We start from the raw sequence: 23607 nt of genomic DNA, 5'->3' as shown, positions 1-23607 counted from the left end.
GGCGAAGGGTCGAAAGATTTGATTTCCCCTCTCCATTCACCATCTGCCACCGACCATTACCAGGCCGCAGGTCCCGTCAGCGCCCGAAATACTCTGGTAGGTCCGCCTCGGTAATCAGTACGTCACGCGGCTTGCTGCCCTGGTGCTTGCTCACGATGCCCATCGCTTCAAGCATGTCCATCAGCTTGCCCGCGCGGGCGTGCCCCACACTCAGGCGGCGCTGCAACCGCGACACACTGCCCTGACCTTCTTCCACCACAATCTGCGCGGCCTGGCGCAGGTAGGGGTCCGAAAAGTCCATGTTGGAGGGGTCGGCCCCTGGGCCTTCGGCGCTCACGGCTCCATCAAAGTCAGAACCGTAGGCTTCCACAAACTGGTCCTCAAAAATCATGCGCTGAAGCAGGCTGGTCACGCGCACCGATTCTTCCTCGCTGATAAACGGCCCCTGCAACCGCACCGGCTTGATCAGGCCCGGCTGATAGAACAGCATGTCGCCCATGCCGGTCAGGCGCTCGGCCCCCAGCGAGTCCAGAATGGTGCGCGAGTCGTGCCCGCTGCTCACCGCAAAGGCCACGCGGGCAGGCACGTTTACCTTAATCAGGCTGGTCAGGATGTCCACGCTGGGCCGCTGGGTCGCCAGAACCAGATGCATCCCGGTGGCCCGCGCCATCTGCGCCAGGCGCATAATCGCCGCTTCCACCTCTTTGGGGCTGGTGATCATCAGGTCCGCCAGCTCGTCAATGATGATGATCAGATGCGGCAGCTCCGGCTCGCCCACCTGCCGCATCTTGGCGTTGAACTGGCCCAGGTTCTTGGCTCCCACCTGGCTCATCATCTTGTAGCGGCGCTCCATGTGGGCCACTGCGCCCAGCAGCACGCCCGCCGCGTCCATCGGGTTGGTGACCACGCCACGCACCAAGTGGGGAATGCCGTCATAGGGCGTCAGCTCCACCATCTTGGGGTCAATCATGAGGAAGCGCAGTTCCTGGGGATAAAAGCGGTACAGCAGCGAGTTGATGAGGGTATTCACGCAGACCGATTTGCCCGACCCTGTAGAACCCGCAATCAGGAGGTGCGGCATCTTGGCGAGGTCGCCCACCAGCAGCTCGCCGTCAATACTTTTGCCCAGGATGATGGGGAGCGCCGCTTTGGACCGCTGGAACGAAGGAGACGCCACCGCTTGATGAAACGTGACCGGCTCGCGGTCAGCGTTGGGCACTTCCAGGCCAATCACGCTCTTGCCCGGCACCGGGGCTTCGATACGCACCCCCGCCACCGCTAGCGCGCGGGCCAGGTCATTGGAGAGCGACGCGATACGGCTGATTTTCTCACCGGGAGCTGGCTCGATTTCGTAGCGGGTCACGGTAGGACCACGCGCAAAATCCACCACCCGGCCTTGCAGGTTGAACTCGGCCAGGGTCTGGTCAATCAGGGCGGCGCGCTGCCGGGCCGATACGTCCAGCGCGGCGGTATTCAGCGCCGCAGCAGGAATGGGGTCCAGCAGGTCGGTGGAAGGCAGCGCCAGTTCCAGCGCCCCTTGCTTGGGCCTGGCCGGTTCCTGCACCTGGGAACGCTCAGGCGCAGCGTGAGCACTGACGGTCATGCGGGCCGCCCCCACCCTGGACCCTTCCCAGGGCGGAGTGTCCGCCGTGCGCTGGACGGCCTGAGCGGGCGGGGCCGGGGGCTGCCAGTCGTCAGCCGAGTCGCTGGCCTCATCTTCTTCCAGGGCTTGCGCAGGATGAACCGGGGCAGCAGGTCGGGGCGGAGCGGGGCGGACCACCGCCACCGGGGCTGGACGCTCCAGCTCCTCCAGTTCCTCCAGTTCCTCTAGGGCATCGGCAGTAAAGTCAAAGGCGAGGGCCGGTGGCTCACCAGAGCGGGCATTTGCGGAAGCAGCCACAGGAGATAACGGCCCAGAGGAAGGCGCCGCCGCAGAGACAGGCACCGGAGCCGCACGGGTGGGAGCGGCGGTCATTCCACCAACGGGAGCGGGGCCGGAGGCCAGAAACGTCCCGTCCTGAAGGGCTTCGGTCCAGGCGACCCGCTCACGCAGGGTGTCGAGCGGCTGGGCGGTCAGGGCTTTGGCGAGGGCTTCGGCAGCCTCCTCGCTGGGCGAGCGGTCATAAGCGGCGGCCAGGTCGGGCCAGCCCGCGAAGAGCGGCTCCAGCGTCTGCCAATCGGCCCAGCCCTCGGCCAGGCCTTGCCAGGCTTCCCCGCGCTCGGCGTGGGCGCGGCTTTCACGGGTCAGCACCTTGAGGCGGGCGGCCAGGGGCAAGGCTTTTTTTCCGCCTTTGGCCGCTTTGGCCAGCTGTGCGTCAGCTGTGACCCGCGCCCGCTCCAGCCGTCCAGCCCGCTGGGTGAGCCGGGTCAGTTCGCCCACCAGGCTGCGGCGTACCCCATCCAGAGCCGCGCTGGCCTGCGTGGCGTGCAGCTCGGTCCCCAGTTCGCAGCGGCCCGCCCGAACCGCAGCGGCCTTCTCCTCCATCTGGGCGGGGCTGTCTCCGGCGGCGTCCGCTTCGGCGCTCAAGCGGCCCCGCAGCGCGTCCAGCTCCTGCACGGCGGCGTCTTCCAGCGCCCGGTCCCAGCCTTTCAAGCTGGCCGCGTAGTGCTCTACGTCCGCCTCGGATAGCCCGCGCACCTCGGCCAGCACGCCGCGCACTTCGCCTTCTTGCAGCTTCATTTCGGGGTGTTCGGGCCGCACGTCCAGCAGGCTACCGAGCTGCGACAAGTGACGGCGCAGCTCACTGCGCAGGGCACTGCGGGCGCGGGCCACCTCGCGGCCTTCGCGGCGCTCCTGCACCAAGTCACCTACGCGGTCAGCCCCGCTCACAGCGGCGCGGCTAAAGCCCCGGCCCACCTGCCGGAAGTGGCTGAGCGGTGCCTGCGCACGCAGCAGGTCCAGGCCCAGCAGCAACAAGCCCAGCGGCAGCAGCAGCGCGGCCAAACCCACCACCCTCAGCACCGGACGCAGCAGCGAGGTCGCCAGCGCTCCCGACGCCAGTGGCCAAAAGGGCGCCGCCAACAGGCACAGGGCCAGGACGACCAGCAAGCCACCCGCCACCCGCCGACTGAACCGCCGCATGGAGCGCCCCGTGAAAATCAGCGCCCCGTAGCCCAGGGGCACCAGCGGCAGCAAATAAGCGGCCCAGCCCAACCCATGCACCAAAAAGTCGCGCACTGTGCCGGTCAGATTGAGTCCTCCTTCCGGCTGACGGTCACTCAGCCGGCCCCCGCCCAGCGAATCAAGCAGCGGCAGCAGCAGCGACATGGCCAGGAACAGCCCCAGCGCAATCAGCAGCAGGCCCACGGCTTCGCTGTCCAGTGGAGAGCGGGAAGCGGGCACTGCGGTCTGGTGAGAAGTTGACTTGGTTTTGCGCCCCTGAGCGCTGCGGGCCTTTGACACGTCAGGCAGCATACCAGGGTGCCGTGAGAGATGAGAGCCGGGCGTATCCTTTCTTCATGCCGGCTGGACCTGCTTCACTTGTAGTGCCCCCACCTCTGCACCAGCAGCTGTGGGACCACGCCCACCACGCCGCGCCGAACGAGTGCGTGGGCGTGCTGGGCGGTCAATGCAGCGAAGTCGCAGAAGGTGCATGGCAAGCGCAGGTTTACGTGCCGCTCCCCAACGTGGCCGCCTGCCCGGAGGTGGAATACCAGGCCGAGCCTGCCGCGCTGATTCAGGCGCTGCGCGAGTTCCGCGCCGCTGGGCTAGAGCTGTGCGGCATCTTTCACAGCCACCCGCGTGGGCCGCAACACCCGAGCCAGACCGACATCGCCGCTGCTGGCTACGGCGTTCCCTATCTGATCGCTGATCTGAGCAGTGGGACACTGCGCGCCTTCTTGCTGCCGCAGGTCTGCGAGGTGGCCATGCGGCCCAGCACCGGGCTGCTACCCTGACGGGCGTGACTGCTGCGCCTTCCCCCATCCCACCTCAGCCACAGGCGCAGGCATCAGCACAGCCACCGGCCCGGCTGACCCGGCTGGCCTGGGGCAGCGTAGGGATCGCCGCGCTGGTGCTGGGCCTCAAATGGGCCGCGTATCTGCTGACCGGCTCGCTGGCGCTGTACTCGGACGCACTGGAAAGCATCATCAACGTGGCGGCAGCGGCGGCGGCCTTGATTGCCCTGCGGGTGGCCGCCCGCCCCGCCGACGATAATCACCCCTTCGGCCACTCCAAAGCCGAGTACTTCAGCGCGGTGCTCGAAGGGGTGCTGATTGTGCTGGCGGCTCTGGCCATCCTGTGGGAAGCAGGGCCAAAGCTGCTGGCCCCGGCTGCAGTGGAGTTGCCCCCGCTGGGCCTGGGACTGAGCGTGGTGGCCTCGGTCATCAATGGGCTTTGGGCTTCGCGGCTGCTTGCGGCGGGCCGCCGTCACCGCTCTCCGGCACTGCTGGCCGACGGCAAGCACCTGATGAGCGATGTGGTGTCTTCGGTAGGCGTACTGATCGGGATTGTCCTGGCGCTGCTGACCGGCTGGCATGTGCTGGACCCGCTGCTGGCCTGCCTCGTGGCACTGAATATCCTCTGGAGTGGCTGGCACCTGATGCGCGAGTCGGTGGGCGGCCTGATGGATGCCGGGGCGGACCCAGAAACCCAGGCCCGCATCCGCGAGCTGGTGGCCGAACATGCCGACGGCGCTCTGGAAGCCCACGACCTGCTGACCCGCACCGCTGGGCGGCTGACCTTTATCGAATTTCACCTGGTGGTGCCGGGCAGCATGACCGTGGCAGAAGCCCACGCCATCTGTGACCGGCTGGAAGCGGTGCTTGAAGCCGAAGTCGAAGGAGCCCGCGTGACCATCCACGTGGAGCCGCAGGACCAGGCCAAGCACAGCGGCGTGCTGGTACTTTAGGCGGCTGGAAATCGTGGAAGGTGAGCCGTCCCGCCAGAGCAACTTGAACCATCGCTGCCTGGACGCTACAATTCTCAGTTGGCAAAGTGGGGTGCAAGACAGGCACCTAACAACTTCAAAACCAAGCTTTCTGAGAGAGCCTGAAGTGGCCTGCCCCCCGGACGGCAACCGTGCCCCGCACGTGTTGAGCCGCCTATCAAGGAGAACTATGCCCAAGATGAAGACCAAAAAGAGCGCGGTGCGCCGGATCAAGATCACGGCCACCGGCAAAGTCATGGCGTTCAAGAGTGGCAAGCGCCACCAGAACACCGGCAAGAGCGGCAACGAGATTCGCGGCAAAGGCAAGGGCTTCGTGCTCGCCAAGAGCGAATGGGCCCGTATGAAGGCAATGAAGCCTTACGCAGGAGGTAAATAATGGCCCGCGCCAAGACCGGTATCATCCGCCGCCGCCGTCACAAGAAGGTCCTGAAGCGCGCCAAGGGCTTCTGGGGTACCCGCTCCAAGCTGTACCGCAACGCCTTCCAGACCCTGCTGAACGCCGCGACCTACGAGTACCGTGACCGCCGCAACAAGAAGCGTGACTTCCGCCGCCTGTGGATTCAGCGTATCAACGCTGGTGCCCGCCTGCACGGCATGAACTACTCCACCCTTATGAACGGCCTGAAGCTGGCCGGTGTGGACCTGAACCGCAAGGTGCTGGCCGACATCGCCGCCCGCGAACCCGAAACCTTCAAGGCCCTGGTGGACACCGCCAAGCAGGCCCGCGAAGGCCAAAAAGCCGCCTGAGTCTTTCGCTCAGTGTGAAACAGCCGCCCTTCGGGGCGGTTTTTTTGATGGGAGAGGGCGGGGACAAGGCAGAAAGTCGTGTCATAAAGTGCAGCGCGCCCTCCTCGTCGCGGGCCGAAGCGCCTTCTCCCATCACTGCTCTCTGCATCTGTCCATACCATCACCGCCCCATCAACCCCTACACTGTCCCCCATGAACGTGGTACTTGGCGTAGATATCGGCGGCAGTGGCATCAAGGCCGCTCCGGTTGACCTGAACACCGGCGAGCTGCTGGCCGAGCGGATGCGGCTACCCACCCCGCAAGGAGCTGAGCCGGACGCCGTACTGGACGTGATCGGGCAACTGGTGCGGCACTTTGATTATCGGGGGACGGTGGGCATCACCTTTCCAGGGATCGTGCAGCAGGGCTACACGCTGAGTGCCGCCAACGTGAGCAAGCGGTGGGTGGGCATGGACGCCGACGCTTTCATGACCGCTGGGCTGGGCAGCGACCATGACGTGCATCTGCTGAACGACGCCGACGCTGCTGGTCTGGCCGAAGCCCGCTTCGGAGCCGCCCAGGGCGTGCAGGGCGTGGTGCTGGTGGTCACACTGGGCACCGGCATCGGCTCGGCACTGCTGCATGATGGCCGCCTGGTGCCCAACACCGAGCTGGGCCACCTGTTTCTGGAAAGCCGCAGCGGCAAGGCGCGGCACGCCGAGAGCTGGGCCTCGGCCAAGGTGCGCGAGGACCGTGACCTCAGCTATGAGGAGTGGGGGGGCCGCGTCAACCGCTACTTGCAGCATCTGGAACTGCTGTTTAGCCCGACCCTGTTCGTGTTGGGCGGCGGCGTGAGCAAAAAGGCCGACAAATGGCTGCCTTACATTCAGCTGGAACGCAGCCGGGCGGTGCCTGCGGCCCTCAAGAATGAAGCCGGTATCGTGGGCGCGGCCATGTACGCCGCGCAGCAGGCCCCCAGCCTGGGCGAAAGCTGAGCCCCCCTTGCCTACAGTGCCCCCACAGCCCGTGCTGGAAGTCTGCGTGGACAGCCTGGAAAATGCCCGCCGTGCCGGAGCTGCTGGGGCTGACCGACTGGAACTATGCAGTGCCCTGAGCAGTGGTGGCCTGACACCATCGCTGGCGCTGACCCGCGCCGTGTGCGCTCTAGAGGTGCCGGTGCATGTGCTGATTCGCACCCGCGAGGGCCCCTTCCGCTTTACGCCCGCTGAAACCGAGCTGATGGCCGCAGACATCCGGGACGCCGCAGCTGCGGGCGCAGCGGGTGTGGTGGTCGGAGCACTGGACCACACTGGTGAACTGGATGAAGTGCCCATGCGCCTGTGGGCAGCAACTGCCGCAGAAGTCGGGGTGCGGGCCGTCTGTCACCGCGCTTTTGACCTGAGCGCTGACCCGCTACGGAGCCTAGCCCAACTGCACGCCTGGGGCTACAGCGGTGTGCTTACTTCGGGAGGTGCGCCTACCGCGAGTGAGGGCGCGGCGCTGCTGCGGCGCTTGCGGGAGCAGGCTGCCCCCAACTTCGAGGTGCTGGCTGGCGGCGGGGTGCGTCCAGACACACTGGCCGACTTGCTCAGGCAGACCGGGGTAAATGCTGTTCACGGGTCGTTCTCGCAGCTGTGGCCGTCAGCCCCAGCGCTGGAGACGGACCTGGGCTTTGACCAGCGCGAACGCCGCACGGACGCGGCGCAGGTGTCACAGGCGCGGCGTCTCTTGCGGGAGATACTGAAGGCATGAGCGAACCGCAGCCCATAGGCCCCGCCGACTTCTCCCCCGTCCTCTACACCGCAGACACCCTGTTTACTGGACTGGGCGGGGCGCAGTCGCCCGGAGGGGTGGTCGTGTCACGCGGGACAGTGGCGGCCACCGGCCACCCGGACCAGCTGCGGCAGAACTACCCCCACGCCCGCGAAGTGGACGCAGGCGGCATCATCGCTCCGCTCCCGGCCAATGCGCACACCCACCTGGACATGAGCGCTTACCGCTTTCAGGCCCTGCCCTACTTTCGCTGGATTCCTGAAGTGGTGGTGGCTCAAAAGGCACAGCGCGGGTTGGCCGGAGCGCTGGCCGGAGCAGACACGCTGGTGCGGCTGGGGCAGCCGGTGGGCGACATCGTCTGGGACCCAGCAGTGATGGAAGCGCTGCTGCCCCGCGAGGACCTGCGCGGGGTCCTGTATCTCGAGGTGCTGGGGCCAAAGCCCGAGCAGGCCCAGGAGCGCTTTGCCCAATTCCGCGAGCAGGTAGAAGGTTTCCGGCGGCTGGAGCGGCCCGGCGGCCTGCGGGTGGGCGTATCGCCGCACGCCAGCTACACGGTCAGCGCCCCACTGCTGCGGCTGGTCACCGAGTACGCGGCAGGCGAGGGCCTCCCCGTCCAGATTCATGTAGCCGAACACCCCAGCGAAACCGAGCTGTTCGCCAGCGGCGCCGGGCCACTGTGGGAACACCGCATTCCGGGCCTTTGTCCAGACACCTTTGCCGAGGTGATGGGCCGCACACCGGAACCGGACCTCACTCCAGTGCGCTATCTGGACGAACTGGGCGTGCTCAGGCACCGGCCCACGCTGGTTCACATGGTGAACGTGTCGGACGATGATATCCGCCGAGTCGCCGAAGCGGGCTGCGCCGTGGTGAGCTGCCCGCGCTCGAATGTCAACTTGGACTGTGGCCGCCTTCGCCTGAGCGAGTTCCTGGCGGCGGGGGTAGAAGTGGCGCTGGGCACCGACTCGGTGGCGAGCGGCGAGACACTGGACATCCGGGACGAGCTGGCCTTTGCGCGGCAGCTGTACCCGGAGCTGGACCCCCGGCTGCTGCTGCGCTCAGCGGTCAAGGGCGGGGCGCGGGTGCTGGGGCTGCCGGTGCCGCAGATTCGCCGGGGCCTGCCGTGGCGGGAAGAATACCTCTGGCAACACCGCTAGCGCGGACGGTTCCAGGCAGAAGGCGGACGGGAGCGAGGCGATTCCTCCCCCTTCCGCTTTCTGCTTTTTTCTGCCTTCAGCTTTCCGTTTTTCACCTCCCTAAACCCGACTTCTCCGCTGCGCTTTCTGCGTTGAGAACGGTAAACCGTTGGGATAGACTCTCCTTAGTAGGAATTATTCTCAATAAGTAATTGCCCTCCTAAGGAGTCTTGATATGTCCGCACCCACCGTCAATCAAAGCGGCGTCCCCACCACGCCTCCACCGCAGCGCCAGGCCCCAGGCAGCGCAGCTTTTCGCCTCTCACCCGAGCTGCGCCGCGCCCTGCTGCTCACTGGCCTCACCCTGCTGGGGCTGGGACTGGGACTGCTGGGCGAGCATGTGCTGCATCAATCCGCACTCATGTGGGCGGGCTACGCACTCGCCTTCCTGGCTGGCGGCATTCCAGCGGCCCGCGAAGCCATTCAGACGCTGACCACCGAGCACCGGCTGGACGTGGACCTGCTGATGGTGCTGGCCGCACTGGGAGCTGCCAGCATCGGGCAGATGGCTGACGGGGCCATTTTGCTGTTTCTGTTTAGCCTGTCCAACACCTTGCAGGACTGGGCGATGGGCCGCACCAAGAACGCCATCGCCGCGCTGATGGACCTGAACCCGCAGGGTGCGACCATCCGCCGTGACGGTGCCGAGCGCTGGTGCGAGCTGGGCGACATCCGCGTGGGCGACCTGCTGCTGGTGCGCCCCGGCGAGCGCATCGCCGCCGACGCCCGCGTGGTGCAGGGCAACACCGCTGTAGACGAGTCACCCATCACCGGCGAGAGCCGCCCGGTGGACAAGGCCGTGGGCGCTGAGCTGGCGTCCGGCACCGTGAATCTGAACGGCAGCGTAGAGGCCGAAGTGCTGCGCCCCGCCGGAGAAAGTACCCTGGCGCGGCTGGTGGGCCTGATGGAACAGGCCCAGACCGAAAAGAGCCGCACCGAAACCCTGACCGAGCGCTGGGAAAGCCCCTATGCCACAGCGGTGCTGCTCGGGGTGCCGCTGGTGTTTGCCGGGCTACACTTCCTGGGCGGGCTGGATACAGCAGCGGCCTGGTACCGTGCCATGACCTTTATGGTGGTGGCCTCGCCCTGCGCGGTGGTCATCTCCACCCCTGCGGTGATGCTCAGTGCAATGGCGGCGGCGGCGCGCGGCGGAGTGCTGTTCAAGAGCAGCGCCGCGCTGGACGCCCTGGCCAGCGTGAACACCGTCGCTTTCGACAAGACCGGCACGCTGACCCAGGCCCGCATGACCCTGACGCGCGTGGTGGCCGACGATGAAGCGGCGGCCCTGGCTCTGGCTGCTGGCCTGGAAGCCCACTCCGAGCACCCCATTGCCCAGGCCATCGTGACAGCGGCGCAGGAACGCGGCGTGGCCCCGCAAGCTGTCGAGGAGGCCCAGGCCATTCCGGGACACGGCATCGAGGCCCACACGGCGAGTGGCGAGAAAGCCTGGGCCGGCAACCTGCGGCTGATGCGGCGTGAGGGCGCGGCCCTGACCGCCGCCCAGGAAGCAGCCCTGAACGAGCTAAACATGCAGGGCAGTTCCACCGTGGTCGTGGGCCTCGGCTCCCGCGTGCTGGGCGTGATGGGTGTAGCCGATGCCCTGCGCCCCGGCATCGCTGGGGCTATTGCCGAGCTGAAGGCCGCCGGTATAGCCCACCCAGTAATGCTGACCGGCGACAAAGAAGAAGTGGCCGCCAGTGTGGCGCAGGAAGTGGGCCTGAGTGAATACCGCGCCGAGCTGCTGCCCGAGGACAAACTGCGCATTATCGGGGAGCTGCCCGGCCCGGTGGCGATGGTGGGTGACGGCGTGAACGACGCGCCTGCCCTGGCCCGCGCTGACCTGGGCGTGGCCGTCGGCTCAGGCACGGACGTGGCGATTGAATCGGCGGACGTGGTGCTGATGCAAAGTGACCTGGGCCGTCTGGCCGGTGCCGTGCGGCTGGCCCGTGAAGCGCGGCACACCGTGCGGTTCAATCTGCTGTTCGCCTTCGGCATCATTCTGCTGGTGTCCCCGCTGGCGATTGCCGGGCAGGTGCCGCTGCCGCTGGGCGTGGTGGCCCACGAGGGCGGCACGGTGTTCGTGGTGTTTATGGGCCTGCGGTTGCTGCGCCGGCAGCTGTAGGGTGCGCCCCGCCCCGTCCGTATCATTCTTTCCTTCTTCCACCCTAATGTTCCCGGCTTAACCTTGCCGCAAAGGAGCGACTGACCATGACCCCACCCGAACGTCATTTGCAAGCTGCCCGTCCCCGCTCCGACCTCTGGGCCAAATGGTTGGGTACAGCTGCGGCTGCTTTCTTACTCCTTCAGCTCATTCCCTATGGCCGCGCCCACACCAATCCGCCCGTGCAGACCCAGACCACCTGGGACAGCCCACAGACCGAGCAGCTGTTTGCCCGCGCCTGCGCCGACTGCCACAGCAACCAGACCCGGTGGCCCTGGTACTCCAACGTGGCCCCAGTCTCCTGGCTGGTTCAGAAGCATGTGGACGAAGGCCGCTCCAAGTTCAACGTGAATGTGCCCGGCTTCGGCCCAGAAGCCGGTGAGGCCGCTGAAGCTGTACGGGAGGGCGAAATGCCTGAAAAGACTTACCTGCCCCTGCACCCGGAAGCCCGGCTGACCCCGGAAGAAACCCAGGCCCTGGTCAGCGGTTTGCAGCGCACTTTCGGCCAAGAGGGTGGCAGCGAGACTGGCACTGGCGGCAGTGATGGGGACTGAAGCCCGTTCAGGTCTCAACCTTCTGATAAGGCCATTGTTGCTTGTGGCCTCAGCCCTCACCGTAAGCTGGAGCCATCTCATCTGAGGAGGTGCGAGTTATGACCGATCAGAAACATTCTGCCCAGGACCAGCCAACGCAGAGCCAGCCCAGCCCCGAAGGTGGCGACAAAGACACCAGCACCCTGCACAACATCAAGGACGTGCAGAAGGAAGGCATGCTGGAAAAGGGTCGGCAGGTTGACCAGACGCCGCAGAGCGTCAAAGATACCGACCAGGGCCAGCATCCTCAGCAGTTGCCCCGCCGCTGACCAGCCCACTTCAGAAGGGCGCTCCGGAACATGCCGGGGCGTTTTTTTATGTTTTGCCGGGTCACTCCAGGCACCGCCCTATAGTGGAGGCACTGTGAGCACCTTGATTTCCAAGTGGACACGGCCAGGGGTCAGCTTTTTTGCGCTGGCACTGCTGGCCTCCGCCCAGGCCCAAACAGCGGGCACGCCGCAGACCCCTAGCGTGCAGGCTGCGCCCATTTCGGCCAGCAGCTACGTGACGGTGGGCCAGTTCTACTACGGCCAGGGCAATTTTCAGCGGGCTGCCGTGGCCTACGGCGCGGCGGTGCGGGCCAATCCCACCAACCCCGACGCCCTGCTGGGCCTGGCCCGCACCCAGACCCGGCTGGGCCAGAGCGCCGAAGCCATCACCACGCTGACCCGCCTGACCGAGCTGGACCCGGCCAACATCAGCGCGCACATCGCTCTGTCACAAGCACACTCACTGGCTTTCCGCCAGGCCCGGCTGCCTGGTGCGGGCGACATCCAACTGGGGCCCGTCGCTGGCGGTGAAGGCAATCTGGCAGCGGCACTCCGCACCCTGGACGCCGCCGAGAAGGTGCTGCCGAGCATCCCCGCCAGCCGCCGGGGGACCGAAGCCAGCAAAATCTGGAACGAACGCGGCTATATCCTGCGCTTTCAGGGCAATCTGCCTGCCGCTGTGCGTGCCTTTGAGGAGGCCAGCCGCCTGAATCCGCAGGAGAGCGTGATTCTGTTCAACCTGGCAGAGACGCAGTATGCAGGCGGTGACCTGCGGGCCGCCACGGCCACTTTGCAGCGCGCCGTCCTGGCCGAGCCGCGTGACGGAATCAACCGCGCTTACTTTGCCCGCCTGCTGGCCGAGGGTGGCAACTTTGCTGTGGCCCGCCCGCAGGCACAGCTGGCCGTGCAACTGGCACCGAACAGTGCCTATGCCGCTGGACAGCGTGGCGTGGTCAGTTATTTGGCCCGTGAACCCCGGACTGCCCGCGAGGAGCTGGAGCGGGCGGTACGGCTGGCCGGGGGTAGCTATCCGGACTTTTCGTACTACCTGGGACGGCTGAATCTGGACGCTGGCGACCTGGCCCGCGCCCGCGCCAACTTTGCAGATGCAGCAACCACCGGCCAGAACCCCGAAGCCTTTTATTTCCTGGGCCTGAGCCTGGAACGCAGCGGCGCTGGCGTGGCTGCCGAGCCCGTACGCGCCGCCGAAGCCTACCGCCGCGCCCTGGAACTGCGTGCCAACTATCCCGAAGCGGGCGAAGGCCTGGAGCGCCTGGGGCAGTAACCCTATTCCACAGCCAGGCGAGCGGCCATTGCCCCAAAGGGCGTGGCCGCTGCTGTTTGCCACAGGATCCCCCCGCCCATCAGCAATTCTGTCAAACAGCAGCTCTACGCGCTGTCTGCCGGTCATCCGACTTGTATTCTGCCCCATGTTCAGAGCATTTGACTCAGGCTAATCTTGGACTTGATTCAACCATATCCAGGAATCGGGCGTGGGGGCGCGGCCAGACACAGGCAGCCGTTCTCACGCCCTAAAAGCGGCTGGGGTCTGTCAAGCGGCCCGCCGCGGAGGTCTGTATGCACAACATTCTGATTTCTTCTCTCGCCCTGGGCGCAGCCCTGACCCTCAGCACCGCTGGCGCGCAGAGCCTGAGTGCCGCGCAGAACAAACTGAACGCCGGTGACTGGCAGGGCGCAGCCAAAGCTGCTGCGGCCCTCAACACCAGCGACGGCTACGCCTTGGCTGCCGAAGCCACCACCCTGGGCGCGGGGCTGAGCGGCGGCAGCAAGGCCCAGTACCAGCAGGCGCAAACCTACGCCCAAAAAGCCATCAGTCTGAACAAAAATAATGCTGAAGCCTACTTCGAGCTGGCCCGTGCCCAGGGCCGCCTGGCCCAGAGTGCCGGGATCATGCAGAGCCTCAGCCTGGCTGGCAGCATGAAAACCAACCTCCAAAAAGCCATCAGCCTCAAGCCCAACCTGGCCGGTGCCTACGTGGCCCTGGGCCTGTGGCACGCTGAGCTGTATGCCAAAGGCACTGCCGCCCGCGCCGCTACCGGGGCCAAAGCGGACCAGGTCGGCCCCAACTTCAACAAGGCCGTAAGCCTGGAGCCGAACCGCATCATTCACCGCCTGGAATACGCCCGCGCCCTGATGCTGCTGGGGAGCGCCAACAAAGCGCAGGCCGTGGCCCAGCTGAACAAGGCCGTATCGCTGCCCGCCAACACCTTCTGGGACAAGCGCGACAAACAGGCTGCGCAGCAGTTGCTGGCGAAGCTGAAATAAGGGCAACAGATCAGGGCGGGCTGGCGGCACAGAACACACCGCCAGCCCGCTCAAGCTTTATTGCCAGTCGTCGGTGTCCAGAATCAGAGTGACGGGGCCATCATTCAGCAGTTCGATGCTCATGTCTGCGCCGAAGATGCCCTCCTCTACCCGCAGCCCCTCGGCCCGCAGCGCGGTATTGAATGCCCCGTACAGCTCCTGGGCCAGTGCGGGAGCCGCCGCACCCGAAAAGCCAGGCCGATTGCCACGCCGGGTGTCGGCGTACAGGGTGAACTGGCTGATGCTCAGCACTGCGCCGCCTGCGTCCTGCACACTCAGGTTCATCTTGCCTGCCGCGTCGCTGAAGATACGCAGCCGGGCGATTTTCTGCGCCAGCCGTTCGGCCTCGGCGGGCGTGTCCTGTGGGCCGACCCCCAGCAAGATGACCAGCCCGCGCTCAATCTGCCCAGTCACGCGGCCATCCACGGTGCAGCGGCCATGCGCCGCTCGCTGAAGCACGGCGCGCATCAGTTGGGTTCCGCTGCCTGGGCCGCCTCTGCCTGAGCAGCGCGGGCCGCCTGCAACTCACGCACCGACGCCACCGCATCACTGAGAATCTCGGCTTCTTCAAAGTCGAGGTTGCCGCGTGTTTTCTCGGCCAGCATCAGCAGGAGCCGCAGGGAGCGCTCCGCCACCTGCGCTGAGCGCGATTCGTCCAGCAGGCCGTCACGGGCCGCGCTGCTGGTCGCCGCATTCAGCTGACCCAGCGCCGCTTCCGCCGTGGCCTGCACCGAGGTCACCAGCCCTACAAAATCAGGATTCGCCATAGGGGCCAGGGTAGCAGAGGGGCCAGAGAGAAAGGAGTCGCCACTCCCCCTTCAGAGCGCTTCTATCAGCACCTGCTCGGCGCTGAAGCCTGGCCCCATCGCACTGAGGAGCCCGCGTCCCTGCACCCCAGCAGCCAGCAACCGCTCCAGCACGAACAGCACCGTGACACTACTCATGTTGCCATGACCGCGCAGCACCTCCCAGCTGGCCCACAAGTCCTGTGGCGTCAGATTCAGAACCTCAGCGTAGGCTTCCAGCACCTTGGTTCCGCCGGGATGCACGGCCCACAGCCGCAGGTCATCCCGCGCCCAACCGGCTTCTGCCAGGGTGTCGGCCACGTTCGTAGCCATCAGCTCCTGCACCAGCGCCGGAATGCTGCGGCTAAAGCGTACTTTGAGGCCCGCTTCCACCACGTCCCAGCCCATGACATCTTCGCTGTCTGGGATCAGGGTAGAGCGTGCGCCATGCAGGGCCAGCCGGGGCGGAGCGGCGTCCAGCTCCGGAGCCGTGATGACGGCAGCGGCAGCGCCATCGGCAAACAGGGCCAGCCCAACCCAGTTAGACGGGCTTTCATCTTCCGGCAAAAAGGTGAGGCTACACAGCTCCACCGCCACGTACAGCACCGCACGGTGACCGGCGCGGACCAGGTCGGCGGCGCGGGCCAGCCCTGCCGCACCGCCCGCGCAGCCCAGCCCCCACAGCGGCATCCGGGCCGCGTGTGGATCAATACCCAGCTCACCGATCAACCAGGCGTCCAGACTCGGCGTGCTGATGCCAGTGGTATTCACCACGACCACCGCGTCAATTTGGGCCGGTGTCAGACCCGCTTGCTGGATCGCCTGTGCAGCCAGTCGGCCCGTGAGAGCACGAGCTTCGCGCACAAATACGGCGTTCTTCTCGGCAAACGAGTGCGGCTGAGCAAACCAGTCCAGCGGCTGCGCCAGGGCACGCTCTTCGATCTGGGCATTGGCAAAGACGCCTCTCAAGCTGGAGCGGGCAGCCAGCCGGGGGAAAAACTGCTCGGCAGCCTCCTGAATCTGAGCCTGGGCCGCCCGGTAGGGAGGAGTGCCGGTGACCAGTGAACGCAGCAAAGGGAGAGTCATAGGGCCTATTGTGCGCCTGCGACTCCCATCCAGGCCGTAACCTGTGACGGAGAACCCAACTCACAGCAACGGGGCCACCCCCTTTTTGCAGGAGTGGCCCGTTGTGCCCGCATATGCTGACTCGTTATTTCTCTGTTACTTGTCTGTTATTTCTCTGCGAACAAGCCCAGGCGGTACTGACAGCCGTCGTCTTCGTTCATGCAGTCGTACATGCTGATCATGGCGTAGATGGTCTGCCCAGCTTTGAGCTCATCACCGTAGACCACAGGGTAGTCGTCATCGTAGTCGTCCCGGTACAGCAGGGTGCCGTCTGCGCCGAACAGCGACAGGTCAATGTCATAGCAGTCGTCGTCGCAGGCGGCCAGCACCAGATAGTTGCCCTTCGCGGGCACCTTGAGCGGAATCAGGCGCTGCTCTTCGGTCAGCAGGCGGCCCATCATAGGAGTGCCGACAGCGCGGTAGTCATCGGCCACCACTTCTTCTACCACATCGTCGTACATGGGCACGGCGTCGGCAGCGGCCAGGGCCTGCGGCATGCAGAGAACGGCGCCGAGCGCCAGGGCAGCGTGCATCCAGGTCTGTTTCATGATTCCTCCACAGGTTGCGCGTCCGCTCGCCGCCGGTACGCCAAAAGCCGCGCCAGGGCTAGATTCAGAGCTGTCAGGACGGAAACCTGCACTTAATGTATCCTCATGCTCATTCATTTACCAGGGGCAGCCGGGTGCAGCGCACACCGCAGGAGTCCAGAACAGGAATCGGGAGCAGCCGCTCAGAGCAGGTCTTCCTCATCGCTCAGTTCCAGCTGCCACTCGCTGCGGCCTGCACGGTCCAGCCGGTCAAACTGCTCATCACTGAGGACTAGCGAAGCCGCGGCCACGTTCTCACGCAGGTGTGCGGGCCGGGCCGTCCCTGGGATCGGCAGCATCACCGGGCTGCGGCGCAGCAGCCAGGCCAGCGCGACCTGGGCCGGGGTCGCCCCCAGCTCAGCGGCCACCCCAGTCAGGGTGCCGCCCGTGGCCAGTTGCCCCATGCCCAGTGGATTCCAGGGCATAAAGCCAATCCCGCGCTCGGCGCAGTAATTCAGCACATTCTCGCTGCGACGGTAAACCAGGTTGTACTGATTTTGGACCGTCGCCACCGGGAAATAGCGCTGCGCGACCTCAATATCCTCCACCTGGCACTCGCTCAGGCCCACATGGCGAATCACGCCCTCGTCGCGCAGCTCGCGGATGGCGCAGAACTGCTCGTCGCGCGGCACCCGGCGGTCAATGCGGTGCAGCTGCCACAGGTCAATGCTTTCCACGCCCAGACGCCGGCGCGAGAGCTGCGCGGCCTGCTTGAGATATTCGGGCCGGCCCAGTGGTCGCCACTCGGCGGGAGTGGGCCGCACCTGACCACCTTTGGTCGCCACGACCACCGTGTCATAGGGGTGCAGCGCCTGACGAATCAGGTCTTCGCTCAGGTGCGGGCCGTAGGCGTCAGCGGTATCAATCAGATTGACGCCCAGTTGTGGAACCAGCGCCAGCAATTCGCGAATCAGGGGTTCGTCAGCGGGCTCGCCCCAGCCACCGCGTCCCACCGTGTGTAGCGCACCGAAGCCCAGTCGGGCTACTGGCAACTCTCCGCCCAGCGCAAACGTGCCCGCCGCCGCCGCACTGGGCAGCTCAGCGGCTGAAGAGTCAACAGGGTCGCCCCCCGCACTCAGGGGGGGCTGTTCATGTGAATGGTTCATAGAGCTCCCTCGGGACGCTGCCGACTTCCAGCGTCAGCAACTCCCAGTCGGTCTTATTGTGGAAGGTGAGCCCGTGCCCAATAGTGGCGCCCCCCCCTTGTGCTGGTTGCACCCTGGGTCCAGGCGACTTCCCCGGCGGCTATTTAGCCGTCCTGTTCGGGTTGGCCGACTTTTTCGCGGTACACATACTGCGATAGCCGCTTGCGGTGACGGCTGCTCCAGTCAATGCTGGGGCGGCCCTGGTCTTCAGGCAGGTAGCCCAGGCGGTAGACCGCCATCAGCTCCAACTCGGGTGGAACGTCCAGCAACTCGCAGATGGCCTGCCAGCGGTGCGGCAGCTCCATCGGTGTAGAGACAAACTGAATGCCCATGCCCAGCTCGCCTACGGCATTCCAGATGTTCTCTACTGCCGCGCCCATCCCAAACACCGAATAAAAGCCGCTCAGCTCGCCGGGGCGGTACTCCTCTTTGTCCAGCAGCACGGCCAGCAGCAGGGGGCTGCCTGCCACCAGACGGCGGTTTTCCTCGCCCAGTTTCTTCGGCACCCCTAAGCGGCGCATCAGGCTCAGGCCCGAATCGCTGAAAATCTGCCGGGTAAAAGGCCTCAGTGGGGCGGGCAGATGGTCAATGTGAATGCCGTCACGCCGCTCTTCCATCTCAGCCTGCGAGAAGCGGAAGTACCGGCGGTAGCGCTCAAAAAAGACCCCGGCGTCAATCAGCTCGGTCATGCTCTGCCCAGCAATCTCAGCAACGCGGCCAATGGTCTGCGGGTCTTCAATCAGCACGAAGCGCCAGGGCTGCGAGTTGAAGTGGCTGGGCGCAGCCTGCGCCACCCGCATCAGCAGGTGCTGGTGCTCCTTGGAGACGGGGTCCGGGCGAAAAGGACCGTTGGTGGTGCGGCGGGCCATCAACCCATCAAGAAGTTCCATCTCCGCAGCCTAGACCATCTGGGTGCGCCGCAGCGTCTGCTCTCACTGCCTCACAAGTGGTCTTGTAGGTGGCTGTAGCCCAGGCCAGCTAGGGACAACTGTCCCAAATGCCAAGCAACCGCTATAGTCAGGGCTCACACCCCAAAGTTCAACTTCAAGGAGCCAAGATGACTCAGCCTGCCCCTGTTCCCTCCATTTCTGACCCGACTTCCCGCCGGGTACTGCTGGCCAGCTTGGTCGGCAGCACCATTGAGTGGTTCGACTATTTCCTGTATGGCACAGTCGCCGGACTGGTGTTCAACAAGCTCTTTTTTCCCACCGAAGACCCGGCGGTGGGTTTGCTGCTCTCGTACGCGTCTTTCGCCCTGGCCTTTTTTATTCGGCCATTTGGCGGGGTGCTGTTCAGCCATATCGGGGACCGCATCGGGCGCAAGCAAACGCTGGTGCTGACCCTCACACTCATGGGCCTGGCCACCGTGGGCATGGGCCTGCTGCCCACCTACGAGATGATTGGCATCTGGGCTCCAATCCTGCTGATTACGCTGCGGCTGATTCAGGGCCTGGGCATCGGCGGTGAATGGGGCGGGGCACTGCTGCTGGCGGTAGAGTACGCCCCTAAAGAGCAGCGCGGTCTGTTTGGCAGTGTGCCGCAGATGGGCGTGGCGCTGGGGATGTTGCTGGGCACTGTGGCCCTCTCGCTGATGACCTTGCTGCCCGAAGAACAGTTCATGAGCTGGGGCTGGCGGATGCCATTCCTGTTCAGCGCCGTACTGATTGCCTTTGGCCTGTGGATTCGCAAAGGCATAGATGAAACGCCGTCCTTCAAGGCCGCCCAAAAGAGCGGCGAGCTGGCCGAAGTGCCCCTGGTCGAAACCCTACGCACCCACTGGCGCGAGGTGCTGATTGCGATTGGGGCCAAAGTGGTGGAGACAGCACCTTTTTATATCTTCAGCACCTTCGTGGTGTCCTACGCCACCACGCAGCTCGGCTTTGACCGCACCAGCACGCTGATGGCCGTCACGATTGGCACCGTCGTGACCACGCTGCTGATTCCGGTGATGGGCGCTCTGTCGGACCGGATTGGCCGCAAACCGCTGTATATCGCCGGGGCCATCGCTATGGCGCTGTTTGCCTTTCCCTACTTCTGGCTGCTGCACCAAGGGTCCGTGCCGCTCCTGGTTTTGGCCACCGTGATTGGCCTGGGAATTATCTGGGCACCGATTACCGCCGTGCTCGGCACCATGTTCTCAGAAATCTTCCGCTCCAACGTGCGCTACACCGGCATTACGCTGGGTTACCAGATCGGGGCGGCGCTGGCGGGCGGCACCGCGCCGTTGGTCGCCACCGCGCTGCTGAACGCCTACGACAACTCTTATGTGCCCGTCGCCCTATACATCATGCTGGCGGCAGTGATCTCGCTGGTGGCCGTCGCCTCCGTCCCTGAGCGGCAAGGCGAACAGCTCGATCCGCTGCACAGCGAACGGGTAGGCTAAGAGCCATGCTGATCCTCAGTGAAGAGCAGATTCGTTCCTTTTATGGGATGCGTGAAGCCCTGCGTGACCTGGCCCCAGCGCTTCAGGCCGAGCACGCCGGGCAGGTGCAGAACCCGCCCCGGCTGGTGCTGGACGTGCCAGAACGTGAAGCCTCCGCGCTGTACATGCCGAGCGCCATCGGCGGATTGGGCGCGGTGGGCAGCAAAGTGGTGACGGTGTTTCCGCACAATCCGCCGCGTGGCCTGCCCACCATTCAGGGCGTGACCCTCCTCACCGAGGCCGACACCGGACAGCATGTCGCCCTGCTCAGCGCTTCATATCTGACCCGCCTGCGGACTGGGGCACTGACCGGCCTGGCCGCGCAGCACCTGGCGCGCCCGCAAGCATCGCGACTGGGCGTGATCGGCACGGGCGGTATGGCATTGGAGCAGATTCAGGCAGTGCAGGAGGTGCGCCCGCTGAGCGAACTGCGCCTGTTCAACCGCACGCCCGACAAAGCACACACACTGGCCGAAGACCTGCGCACCGAGCTGCCGGGCGTCAGCATCTCCGTCTCCCCTACCGCCGAAGCCCTGGTCGAAGCCTCGGACATGCTGGTGGCGTCCACTCAGTCCAGCACACCCGTCTTTGACGGTAAGGCGCTGCAACCCGGCACCTTCATCAGTGGCATCGGTTCTTATCTGCCTTCTATGCGTGAAGTGGATGAAACCACCATCCGCCGCGCCAGCAAAGTCGTGCTGGACACCCTGGAAGGCACCCGCCACGAAGCGGGTGAGCTGATTCATGCCGAGCAGCAGGGCTTTTGGAGCTTTGAGCAGGCGCATTCAGACCTGGCGGGCGTGGTGGCTGGAGCCAAAGCAGGCCGCCAGACCGAGGAGGAAATTATCTTCTTCAAGTGCGTGGGGGCCGCCTATTTCGACCTGGCGGTGGCGCTGGGAGCTTACCAGGAAGCCCGGCAGCGGGGCCTGGGCACCGAAGTCGCACTGTAGTTCACCACGCCCCCCACAGCCCCAGCCCAAAAGCCAGCGCACAGGCCAGCGCCAGCCTCCAGTGCCCGGCGCGGCCTGGGCGGGTCAGCGGCATCAGCAGCAGCAGGACCAGCGCGGGCAGCAGCCAGAGCCAAGGCGCTCCTGCCCGCCAAGCCAGCAGGCTGCTCAGGACCACGCCGGCCACCACTGCAAAGTACAGCCGGTGGTGCCAGGCCCGCGCCACAGCAAAGCGCCGCAGCTGTAATCCCAGGCCCAGGGTCAGCAGGACGAGGAGCAGCGCGGCGCTCAGCAGCAGGGTGAGGTGGTGCAACACGCCTGCCAGCATAGGCCAGCTGGGCCGGGACAAAAAAATAGCCCCCGCCACGCGGGAGCCATACACCAAGCTGCGCAGGCTTAGTTCAGCAGTTCGCCTTCGCTGAAGAACAGTGCCAGTTCGCGCTGGGCGCTCTCGGGGCTGTCACTGCCGTGGGTCACATTCTCGCCCATGTTGGTGGCAAAGTCACCGCGAATGGTGCCAGGAGCGGCGTTGGCGGGGTTGGTTGCGCCCATCATGCCGCGCCAGCCAGCGATGGCGTTCTCGCCTTCCAGGGCGATGGCGACCACGGGGCCGGAGGTGATGAAGTCCACCAGCTCACCAAAAAAGGGCTTCTCGCTGTGCTCACCGTAGTGGCTTTCAGCTGTTTCGCGGGGAATCTGGTACAGCTTCAGGCCCACCACGCGGTAGCCCTTGAGTTCAATGCGGCGCAGGATTTCGGCGGTCAGGCCGCGCTTGACGCCGTCAGGTTTGATCATGGCAAAAGTTCTTTCAGTCGACATGGCTCCGAGTGTAGAGTATTTGCCCCCTGCTGTGGCTGCCCGCCCACTGCCCTGGGCACCCCCGCTTCATTCTCTGTCCCGTCTCCAGAGCCCAAGTTTCACTAAGGACAGAGCCTCCCTTCACTGAGGGAACCTTACCTATACTGCGTGGCGTGATCTCTACCCCGAAACCTCCCAACGCGTTTGCATACGCCTGGCGCAGCCCCTGGTTCCGTCTGGTTGTCTTTGCACTGCTGGGCATTGTGGCCTATTACTTCACCGGCATGATCAGCAGCATCCTGGTGAACTTTGCCATTGCTTACCTGATCGCTTATATCGCCAATCCCATGCTGAACTGGCTAGAACGTGGCCGGGTGCCACGCGGCCTGGGCGTGCTGTTCGTGCTCCTCCTGTTCGGCGGCTTGCTGACTGTCGCAGGGGTCCTGCTGGGCACCATTGCCAGCCAGCTGATCGACCTGCTGCGGCAGTTGCCCACGCTGGTTCAGAACATCGAAGGCTGGGCCGACAGCTGGATTCAGTGGCTCAGCGCACGCGGCGTCACCGGCCTGGAAGACGCCCGCGCCGGCATCGTCGACACAGTCCAGACCTACATCCGCAACCTGGGCGACAATCTGGTGCCCATGTTGCAGCGCTGGCTGGACCCTCAGGGCGCACTGCTCACTTCTATCGCCACCATCGGCAGTGTCCTGGGGCGGCTGCTGATCGTCATCCTGATGAGTGTGTACCTGATGCTGGATTACAGCCGGGTCAACCGCGCCATGCTCAAGATGTTTCCCCGTCCCTGGCAGCCCCGCGTGCTGGAATTCGCTGATCTGGCGGGCACGGCCATCGGCGGCTACGTGCGCGGCCAGCTGCTGATTGCCCTGTTCGTCGGCAGCGTCGTTGCCCTGGGACTCAGTCTGCTGGGCATTCCCAGTGCACTTGCCATCGGCTTTCTGGCGGGTGCGTTCAACATCATCCCTTACCTGGGGCCGATTATCGGGGCCATTCCAGCCATTTTGCTGGCTGCCCCGATGGGCGTGACCAAGGTGCTGCTCGCCATTGCGGTCTTCCTGATCGCCAACCAGGTAGAAGGCAGCTTCCTCAGCCCCATCGTGCTGTCCAAGACCACCGACCTCCACCCCATCACCGTGCTGCTGAGCATCCTGATCGGGGCCAGTGTGCTGGGCTTTGCCGGTGCCCTGATCGCTGTGCCGCTGGTGGCCCTGGGCAAGCTGGCAGTGGAGAAGTATTACTACTCCTCCAAGGTCTATACCGAAGGCCCCTAGCCTGCTCTGCCCATGAGCCGTTCGCGTGTCCCCAGCGCGGACGGCTTTCTTTTGCAGAGACTTGACCAGCTCACTTGGCCACGCACCCGGAGCATGGGCACATAGCCTTAGTCTTGCTGCAGCAGTTCCACCGAGCGCCCATCCGGGTCAAGCACAAAGGCCATCGGGCGGCCACCGGGACTGGGCTGCACCTCGCGGCTGAGACGATACCCTGCGCCGCGCAGCTGCTCTACAGTCAGCCCCAGGTCGGGCACCTCCAGCGCCAGATGCTCGGCCCAGTGAGGGTGCGGCGCGGGCTGCTCGCCCGCAATCTGAAAGAACTGTACCCGCGCCCCACCCAGGTCCAGCACGGCGCGGTCATACCCTTCGGGCGTCCGCAGGCGCTTGAGCAGCCCAGCACCCAGCAGGGCATAGAACGCCAGCGTCCGGTCCAAGTCACGGGTCAAAAACGAAACATGCTTAAAGGCCATACTTCAGGGTAAAGCAGCTGCCGGGCCCGTCAGCCTGACCGACCTTTCAGTCAGCCAAAATACAGTCTGAGACGGGAATATCGTCCTCCGAGCAGCGGTGCCAGGC

25 protein-coding genes are annotated in these 23607 nt (G+C 65.2%); 15 read left to right on the top strand and 10 right to left on the bottom strand.

Annotated elements, in window-relative coordinates; all coding sequences use genetic code 11:
- Positions 1 to 76: 76 nt before the first annotated feature.
- The gene (locus IE158_RS08695; protein ID WP_189643273.1) at positions 77 to 3415 is read right to left on the bottom strand and encodes a DNA translocase FtsK; all 3339 of its coding nucleotides are present in this window, start codon (positions 3413 to 3415) and stop codon (positions 77 to 79) included.
- Between the two features lie 44 nt (positions 3416 to 3459).
- Here IE158_RS08695 and IE158_RS08690 point away from each other — a divergent pair, with 44 nt between their 5' ends.
- The 12 genes from IE158_RS08690 to IE158_RS08635 all read left to right on the top strand — a co-directional run bounded on the left by IE158_RS08690 (position 3460) and on the right by IE158_RS08635 (position 13894).
- On the top strand, positions 3460 to 3897 hold the full coding sequence (locus tag IE158_RS08690) for a M67 family metallopeptidase (RefSeq protein WP_189643272.1): 438 nt from the start codon (positions 3460 to 3462) through the stop codon (positions 3895 to 3897).
- 5 nt (positions 3898 to 3902) lie between these two features.
- A complete protein-coding gene (gene mntE / locus IE158_RS08685) occupies positions 3903 to 4850 on the top strand; it encodes a manganese efflux transporter MntE (RefSeq protein WP_373295836.1) in 948 nt (315 codons plus the stop codon).
- Positions 4851 to 5058: 208 nt separating this feature from the next.
- Positions 5059 to 5265, top strand: a complete 207-nt coding sequence (rpmI, locus tag IE158_RS08680) for a 50S ribosomal protein L35 (protein WP_013615035.1) — start codon at positions 5059 to 5061, stop codon at positions 5263 to 5265.
- Positions 5265 to 5636 (top strand): 50S ribosomal protein L20, encoded by a 372-nt coding sequence (rplT, locus tag IE158_RS08675; protein ID WP_189643271.1) that lies wholly within the window; start codon positions 5265 to 5267, stop codon positions 5634 to 5636. The genes rpmI and rplT overlap by 1 nt, the downstream gene beginning before the upstream one ends.
- A gap of 192 nt (positions 5637 to 5828) precedes the next feature.
- A complete protein-coding gene (gene ppgK / locus IE158_RS08670; protein ID WP_189643270.1) occupies positions 5829 to 6611 on the top strand; it encodes a polyphosphate--glucose phosphotransferase in 783 nt (260 codons plus the stop codon).
- A 16-nt stretch (positions 6612 to 6627) separates the two neighbouring features.
- On the top strand, positions 6628 to 7368 hold the full coding sequence (locus tag IE158_RS08665; RefSeq protein WP_229839016.1) for a copper homeostasis protein CutC: 741 nt from the start codon (positions 6628 to 6630) through the stop codon (positions 7366 to 7368).
- Positions 7365 to 8546 carry an amidohydrolase family protein gene (locus IE158_RS08660; RefSeq protein ID WP_189643268.1) on the top strand — a complete coding sequence of 394 codons (1182 nt, stop codon included), beginning with the start codon at positions 7365 to 7367 and terminating at the stop codon, positions 8544 to 8546. The genes IE158_RS08665 and IE158_RS08660 overlap by 4 nt, the downstream gene beginning before the upstream one ends.
- A gap of 214 nt (positions 8547 to 8760) precedes the next feature.
- On the top strand, positions 8761 to 10707 hold the full coding sequence (locus IE158_RS08655; RefSeq protein ID WP_189643267.1) for a heavy metal translocating P-type ATPase: 1947 nt from the start codon (positions 8761 to 8763) through the stop codon (positions 10705 to 10707).
- An 86-nt stretch (positions 10708 to 10793) separates the two neighbouring features.
- Positions 10794 to 11300, top strand: a complete 507-nt coding sequence (locus IE158_RS08650; protein WP_189643266.1) for a heme-binding domain-containing protein — start codon at positions 10794 to 10796, stop codon at positions 11298 to 11300.
- Between the two features lie 98 nt (positions 11301 to 11398).
- Positions 11399 to 11608 carry a hypothetical protein gene (locus IE158_RS08645; RefSeq protein WP_189643265.1) on the top strand — a complete coding sequence of 70 codons (210 nt, stop codon included), beginning with the start codon at positions 11399 to 11401 and terminating at the stop codon, positions 11606 to 11608.
- 94 nt (positions 11609 to 11702) lie between these two features.
- A complete protein-coding gene (locus IE158_RS08640) occupies positions 11703 to 12893 on the top strand; it encodes a tetratricopeptide repeat protein (protein ID WP_229839013.1) in 1191 nt (396 codons plus the stop codon).
- A 293-nt stretch (positions 12894 to 13186) separates the two neighbouring features.
- Positions 13187 to 13894: a tetratricopeptide repeat protein gene (locus IE158_RS08635; RefSeq protein ID WP_189643264.1), complete on the top strand. Its 708-nt coding sequence runs from the start codon at positions 13187 to 13189 to the stop codon at positions 13892 to 13894.
- A gap of 57 nt (positions 13895 to 13951) precedes the next feature.
- Here IE158_RS08635 and dtd read toward each other — a convergent pair whose 3' ends face one another.
- The 6 genes from dtd to IE158_RS08605 form a co-directional block, all read right to left on the bottom strand.
- Complete coding sequence (gene dtd, locus IE158_RS08630) at positions 13952 to 14401, bottom strand: D-aminoacyl-tRNA deacylase (RefSeq protein ID WP_189643263.1); 450 nt, start codon at positions 14399 to 14401, stop codon at positions 13952 to 13954.
- The gene (locus IE158_RS08625) at positions 14401 to 14700 is read right to left on the bottom strand and encodes a DUF1844 domain-containing protein (protein WP_189643262.1); all 300 of its coding nucleotides are present in this window, start codon (positions 14698 to 14700) and stop codon (positions 14401 to 14403) included. The genes dtd and IE158_RS08625 overlap by 1 nt, the downstream gene beginning before the upstream one ends.
- Before the next feature lie 51 nt (positions 14701 to 14751).
- Positions 14752 to 15804 carry a type III polyketide synthase gene (locus IE158_RS08620; RefSeq protein WP_189643261.1) on the bottom strand — a complete coding sequence of 351 codons (1053 nt, stop codon included), beginning with the start codon at positions 15802 to 15804 and terminating at the stop codon, positions 14752 to 14754.
- A gap of 146 nt (positions 15805 to 15950) precedes the next feature.
- A complete protein-coding gene (locus IE158_RS08615) occupies positions 15951 to 16391 on the bottom strand; it encodes a hypothetical protein (protein WP_189643260.1) in 441 nt (146 codons plus the stop codon).
- Between the two features lie 182 nt (positions 16392 to 16573).
- Positions 16574 to 17536, bottom strand: coding sequence for an aldo/keto reductase (locus IE158_RS08610; RefSeq protein WP_189643259.1), 963 nt, complete (start codon positions 17534 to 17536; stop codon positions 16574 to 16576).
- A 143-nt stretch (positions 17537 to 17679) separates the two neighbouring features.
- Positions 17680 to 18465, bottom strand: coding sequence for a nitroreductase family protein (locus tag IE158_RS08605; RefSeq protein WP_189643258.1), 786 nt, complete (start codon positions 18463 to 18465; stop codon positions 17680 to 17682).
- A gap of 167 nt (positions 18466 to 18632) precedes the next feature.
- Between IE158_RS08605 and IE158_RS08600 the strand changes: the two genes are divergently transcribed.
- Positions 18633 to 19958, top strand: coding sequence for an MFS transporter (locus tag IE158_RS08600; protein WP_189643257.1), 1326 nt, complete (start codon positions 18633 to 18635; stop codon positions 19956 to 19958).
- A gap of 5 nt (positions 19959 to 19963) precedes the next feature.
- Complete coding sequence (locus IE158_RS08595; protein ID WP_189643256.1) at positions 19964 to 20947, top strand: ornithine cyclodeaminase family protein; 984 nt, start codon at positions 19964 to 19966, stop codon at positions 20945 to 20947.
- A 1-nt stretch (position 20948) separates the two neighbouring features.
- Here IE158_RS08595 and IE158_RS08590 read toward each other — a convergent pair whose 3' ends face one another.
- Together IE158_RS08590 and ndk are read right to left on the bottom strand one after the other, a co-directional pair.
- On the bottom strand, positions 20949 to 21260 hold the full coding sequence (locus IE158_RS08590) for a hypothetical protein (RefSeq protein ID WP_373295835.1): 312 nt from the start codon (positions 21258 to 21260) through the stop codon (positions 20949 to 20951).
- A gap of 80 nt (positions 21261 to 21340) precedes the next feature.
- Complete coding sequence (ndk, locus tag IE158_RS08585; RefSeq protein ID WP_189643254.1) at positions 21341 to 21763, bottom strand: nucleoside-diphosphate kinase; 423 nt, start codon at positions 21761 to 21763, stop codon at positions 21341 to 21343.
- Between the two features lie 152 nt (positions 21764 to 21915).
- On the opposite strand from ndk, the gene IE158_RS08580 reads away from it, so the two are divergent.
- Positions 21916 to 23031 carry an AI-2E family transporter gene (locus IE158_RS08580; RefSeq protein WP_189643253.1) on the top strand — a complete coding sequence of 372 codons (1116 nt, stop codon included), beginning with the start codon at positions 21916 to 21918 and terminating at the stop codon, positions 23029 to 23031.
- Between the two features lie 107 nt (positions 23032 to 23138).
- On the opposite strand, the gene IE158_RS08575 is transcribed toward IE158_RS08580, so the two are convergent.
- On the bottom strand, positions 23139 to 23501 hold the full coding sequence (locus IE158_RS08575; protein ID WP_189643252.1) for a VOC family protein: 363 nt from the start codon (positions 23499 to 23501) through the stop codon (positions 23139 to 23141).
- Positions 23502 to 23607 lie beyond the last annotated feature (106 nt).

This window comes from Deinococcus piscis (assembly GCF_014653275.1).
Classification (GTDB): Bacteria; Deinococcota; Deinococci; order Deinococcales; family Deinococcaceae; genus Deinococcus; species Deinococcus piscis.
This window is presented reverse-complemented; position numbering and strand designations above follow the sequence as displayed.